Source organism: Calidifontimicrobium sp. SYSU G02091, assembly GCF_022631395.1.
GTDB classification, from domain to species: domain Bacteria; phylum Pseudomonadota; class Gammaproteobacteria; order Burkholderiales; family Burkholderiaceae_C; genus Calidifontimicrobium; species Calidifontimicrobium sediminis.
In genome coordinates this window covers 1-4,318 of record NZ_JALBGB010000061.1, presented here as the reverse complement: position 1 = coordinate 4,318, position 4,318 = coordinate 1, and the positions used below count along the sequence as shown (strand labels likewise).

Sequence of the window (4,318 nt, the reverse complement as noted above, 5' to 3'; positions counted from 1 at the left end):
GTCGGTACGTCGCAAGCGCCGACCGACCGCCATCGTGGATAACCCTGCATCACCTCACTTCGCAAGCTGAAGGGAGGGTAGTCCAGTGAGCACGATGAAGGCCATCCTCGCCGCGACCGACTTCTCGGCGCCGGCACGCCACGCTGCCGACCGCGCCGCGCGGCTGGCGCACGAGACCGGCGCCGCGCTGACGCTGATGCACACGCTGCCCGCGCAACCGCTCGAGGAGCTGCGCCAGTGGCTCGGCGCACAGCCGCAGGCGCCGCAGCAGCTGCTCGCGCAGGCGCGCGAGCAGCTGCAACGCCTCGCCGACGAGCTCGGCGCCGCACGGCGCGTTGCGGTGCAGGTGCACCTGGCCACCGGCGCCGTGCTCGACGAGATCGGCCGCCAGGCCGACGCGCTCGACGCCGACCTGCTCGTGCTCGGCGCACGCGGGGCCGGCTTCCTGCGCAGGCTCGTGCTCGGCACGACGGCCGAGCGGCTGCTGCGCCGCACGACGCGCCCGCTGCTCGTCGTGCGTCACACGCCGCACGAGCCGTACCGGCGCGTGCTCGTCGCGCTCGACTTCTCGCCGTGGTCGGCGGGTTCGCTGCCGCTGGCGCGGCGCGTCGCGCCGCACGCGCGGCTGGTGCTGCTGACCGCGTTCCAGGTGCCGTTCGAGGAGAAGCTGCACTTCGCCGGCGTCGACGCGGCAACGATCGAGCGCTACCGCCAGCAGTCGCGCGCCGCGGCCACGCAGAAGCTGCACGCCGCAGCGCAGTCGGCGGGGCTGAAGCCCGGCGACTACGACGCCGTCGTCGTCGAAGGCGACGCGTCGCAGCGCATCGTCGAGCAGGAGCAGGAGCTCGACGCCGACCTCGTCGTGCTCGGCAAGCACGGCCAGTCGGCGGCCGAGGATCTACTGCTGGGCAGCGTGACCAAGCACGTGCTCGCCGAGGGCAGCGCCGACGTGCTGGTGTCGACCGCCCGCGCCGCATGAGTGCGGTGCTGCGCGCACTGGCCTGCCTCGCGCTCGCTGCCCTCGTCCACGCGCTGACGACGGCCCCCGACGCGACGCGCGCCGGCCTGGCGCTGTTCGTGCTGATCGGCGGGCTGTGGATGACGCAGGCGCTGCACCTGAGCGCCACCGCGCTGCTGGTGCCGCTGCTCGCGGTGCTCGCCGGGCTGCTGAGCGTGCGCGACGCGCTCGCGTCGTTCGCCAACCCGATCATCTTCCTGTTCCTCGGCGGCTTCGCGCTCGCCGCCGCGCTGCAGCGCCACGGGCTCGACCGCGCGCTGGCCGCCGGCGTGCTGCGGCTGGCCCGCGGGCGGCGCGCACACGCGGTGCTGCTGCTGTTCGCGCTCACCGCGGCGCTGTCGATGTGGATCAGCAACACCGCGACCGCGGCGATGATGCTGCCGCTCGCGCTCGGCCTGCTGCACGGCGACGAGCGCGTCGGCGCGCGCGAGAAGACCTTCGTGCTGCTGGGCCTCGCCTACAGCGCGAGCATCGGCGGCATCGGCACGCTGGTGGGCAGCCCGCCGAACGCGATCGCCGCGGCGCAGGCGGGCATCGACTTCGCCGGCTGGCTGCGCATCGGCCTGCCGATGGTCGCGCTGCTGTGGCCGCTGATGATCGGCGTGCTGTGGCTGCTGCTGCGTCCGCAGCTCGGCGGGCACTTCGAGGCAGCGGCCCCCGAGCCGCTCGCGTGGACGCGCGAGCGGCGCGTCGCGGTGGCGATCTTCGCGCTCACCGCCACCGGCTGGGTCGCCGGTGCGCCGCTCGGGCGCGCGCTCGGCATCGGCGGCGACGTCGACAGCGTCGTCGCGATCGCCGCCGTCGTCGCGCTGGTGGCCACCGGCGTGCTGACCTGGCCCGACGTCGAGCAGCGCACCGAGTGGGGCGTGCTGCTGCTGTTCGGCGGCGGCCTGGCGCTCAGCCACGTGATGGGCACCAGCGGCGCGAGCCGCTTCCTCGCCGACGCGCTCGTCGCGCTGCTGCACGGCGCGCCGGCGTGGCTGCTGCTGGCGGGCGTCGTCGCGTTCGTCGTGTTCCTGACCGAGCTGGTCAGCAACACCGCGAGCGCGGCGCTGCTGGTGCCGATCTTCCTCGGCGTGGCGGCGGCGCTCGGGCTGTCGCCCGCGCTGCTGGCCGCCGCGATCGCGGTCGGCGCGTCGTGCGCCTTCATGCTGCCGGTGGCGACGCCGCCGAACGCGATCGTCTACGGCACCGGCGCCGTGCCGGCCGGGGCGATGATGCGCTGCGGGCTGGTGCTCAACCTCGTGTGCATCGCCGTCATCACGGCCGTCGCGGCGGCACTGGCCTGACGCGACGGCGCGCGGCGCCGCCGCCTCGCACCCTCAGGCCTCGGGCTGGCGCGCGTCGGCGGGCGGCCTTGGCCACACGCGCCGCCGCCGCAGCGCCGACACCAGCAGGCCGACGACGAAGCCGCCGAGCGCCGTCAGCGCCAGCAGCAGGATGTGCGGCATCTCGACCGTGACCAGCAGGAAGTGCGTCTGCACCGGCGCGCGGTTCTGCGCGATCACGGTCAGCAGCGCGGCGACGAGCAGCAGCAGCACCGCCGGCTTGACGTAGCGGACGTTCATCGGGGCCTCCAATGCGGCAGCGACAATGACATCCGGTACGACCTCGCGCGCCGCGCGAGGTTGCAGCGGCCGCGGTGCCCCGATGCCGTGATGCCGTGATGCCGCATTCCGATTGAACCCCGGTGCCGGCGCCGGGTCGCATCCACAGCCGACTGACGACGAGGACCCCCATGCAGATCCAGCTCAACACCGACAACCACGTGCACGGCGAGGCATCGCTCGCCACCTGGGTCGAGTCCGAACTGAAGGACCGCCTCGCGCGCTTTCGCGACCACGTCACGCGTGTCGAGGTGCACCTGAGCGACGTCAACGCCGCGCGCACCGACGGGCAGGACAAGCGCTGCAAGCTCGAGGCGCGCCTCGCCGGCCGCCAGCCGGTGGCCGTGCAGCACGACGCCGCCAAGGTGGCCGAGGCCGTGCACGGCGCGGCCGACAAGCTCGCACGCATGCTCGACACCACGCTCGGGCGCGCCAACGATGCGAAGGGCCGCGAGTCGATCCGCGGCGCCTGAACGTCGCCGCGCGGGCGGGCGCGCCGGCGTGCTCGCGGTAGCCGCGGCGCTGACCGCGTCGCTCGGCGTTGCGCCCCCCGCCACGGCGCAGCCCGCAATACCCGGCACGGTGACGCTGCTGCCGGCACCGCGCACCGACGGCACCGTCGCCGTCGAACGCACGCTGGCGCAGCGGCGCTCGCTGCGCAGCTTCGCGCCGCGCCCGCTCGCGCTCGCCGACGCCGGCCAGCTGCTGTGGGCCGCGCAGGGCGTCAGCGACGCCGCACAAGGTCGACGCACCGCGCCGTCGGCCGGCGCCACGTACCCGCTCGTGCTCTACCTCGTCGCCGGCCGCGTCGACGGCCTGCCGGCGGGCGTGCACCGCTACGAGCCGCCGGCGCACCGGCTCGCCGCGGTCGCCGGCGGCGACCTGCGCGCCGAGATCGCCACCGCCGCGCGCGACCAGCGCTGGCTCGCCGACGCACCGGCGCTCGTCGTGATCGCCGCGCAACCGCAGCGCACCGCGGCGCGCTACGGCGCGCGCGCCGAACGCTACGTGGCGATCGAGGCTGGTGCCGCGGCGCAGAACCTGCTGCTGCAGGCCGTCGCGCTCGGGCTCGGCGCCACGCTGGTCGGCGCATTCGACGAGGCGGCGCTGCGGCGCGCGGTGCCGCTGGGCGATGGCGAGCAGGTGCTCGCGATCGTGGCGGTGGGGCATCCGCGTTGAGCCGGGCCGCCGGTACGGCTCTGTCTAACGTTGCGGCTAACCGGCAGACCACGGCCGGCGCAGCCGGCTGTGGGCTGTCCGGTTGAGCCGCGGGTTAGACGCCCCTGTCGATGGCTGGATGAAGATCCTCCAGCCAAACCACATGATCTGCATACGACTGCAAGTCAGTTGACAGGTTCGCCGCCGAGCCGCAAACCCAGACCTCCTTGTGTAGCTCGGACTTGACGTAGGAGATTGCATCCTCAAAGTCTCCGTCCCCGGCCGCCAAGATCAGGCGCTCGTAAACATTCTGTGCTGCGAGCTTGACGATCAAGGTGGCAATGCCGACATCGACGCCCTTCTGAACCTCTCGATCAAACTGATTTCCACAGTTCATGCAGTTCACATGCATGTCCTTGAGCTTGTAGAGCTGGACTCGAATCTTAGGGAAACGCTGATCAAGTCCACCGCATCGTAGTGACATGCGTTGGAGGTGTCGATGCAAGATGCGAGGATGACGATGAAGCAGATGACC

General features: G+C 73.1%; 6 protein-coding genes. 4 read left to right on the top strand and 2 right to left on the bottom strand.

Annotation, left to right across the window (positions count from 1 at the left end):
- Positions 1-94: 94 nt before the first annotated feature.
- Positions 95-979, top strand: coding sequence for a universal stress protein (locus MOJ79_RS18630; protein WP_241925507.1), 885 nt, complete (start codon positions 95-97; stop codon positions 977-979).
- Entirely contained in the window at positions 976-2,307 is a 1,332-nt protein-coding gene (locus MOJ79_RS18625; RefSeq protein WP_241925506.1) for an SLC13 family permease, read from the top strand. Before MOJ79_RS18630 ends, MOJ79_RS18625 begins: the two co-directional genes overlap by 4 nt.
- Positions 2,308-2,340: 33 nt before the next feature.
- On the opposite strand, the gene MOJ79_RS18620 is transcribed toward MOJ79_RS18625, so the two are convergent.
- Positions 2,341-2,586 (bottom strand): lipopolysaccharide assembly protein LapA domain-containing protein, encoded by a 246-nt coding sequence (locus tag MOJ79_RS18620; RefSeq protein ID WP_241925505.1) that lies wholly within the window; start codon positions 2,584-2,586, stop codon positions 2,341-2,343.
- Positions 2,587-2,756: 170 nt separating this feature from the next.
- On the opposite strand from MOJ79_RS18620, the gene MOJ79_RS18615 reads away from it, so the two are divergent.
- Entirely contained in the window at positions 2,757-3,098 is a 342-nt protein-coding gene (locus MOJ79_RS18615; RefSeq protein ID WP_241925504.1) for an HPF/RaiA family ribosome-associated protein, read from the top strand.
- A gap of 109 nt (positions 3,099-3,207) precedes the next feature.
- Positions 3,208-3,804 (top strand): SagB/ThcOx family dehydrogenase, encoded by a 597-nt coding sequence (locus MOJ79_RS18610; protein WP_241925503.1) that lies wholly within the window; start codon positions 3,208-3,210, stop codon positions 3,802-3,804.
- 94 nt (positions 3,805-3,898) lie between these two features.
- On the opposite strand, the gene MOJ79_RS18605 is transcribed toward MOJ79_RS18610, so the two are convergent.
- On the bottom strand, positions 3,899-4,318 hold a 420-nt coding region (locus MOJ79_RS18605), incomplete at its 5' end, for an NYN domain-containing protein (protein ID WP_241925502.1).

What these genes read in the sequence shown, in the direction of transcription:
- MOJ79_RS18615 (WP_241925504.1), top strand. Translation starts at nt 2,757, where the DNA reads ATGCAGATCCAGCTCAACACCGACAACCACGTGCACGGCGAGGCATCG.
- MOJ79_RS18630 (WP_241925507.1), top strand. Translation starts at nt 95, where the DNA reads ATGAAGGCCATCCTCGCCGCGACCGACTTCTCGGCGCCGGCACGCCAC.
- MOJ79_RS18625 (WP_241925506.1), top strand. Translation starts at nt 976, where the DNA reads ATGAGTGCGGTGCTGCGCGCACTGGCCTGCCTCGCGCTCGCTGCCCTC.
- MOJ79_RS18620 (WP_241925505.1), bottom strand. Translation starts at nt 2,586, where the DNA reads ATGAACGTCCGCTACGTCAAGCCGGCGGTGCTGCTGCTGCTCGTCGCC.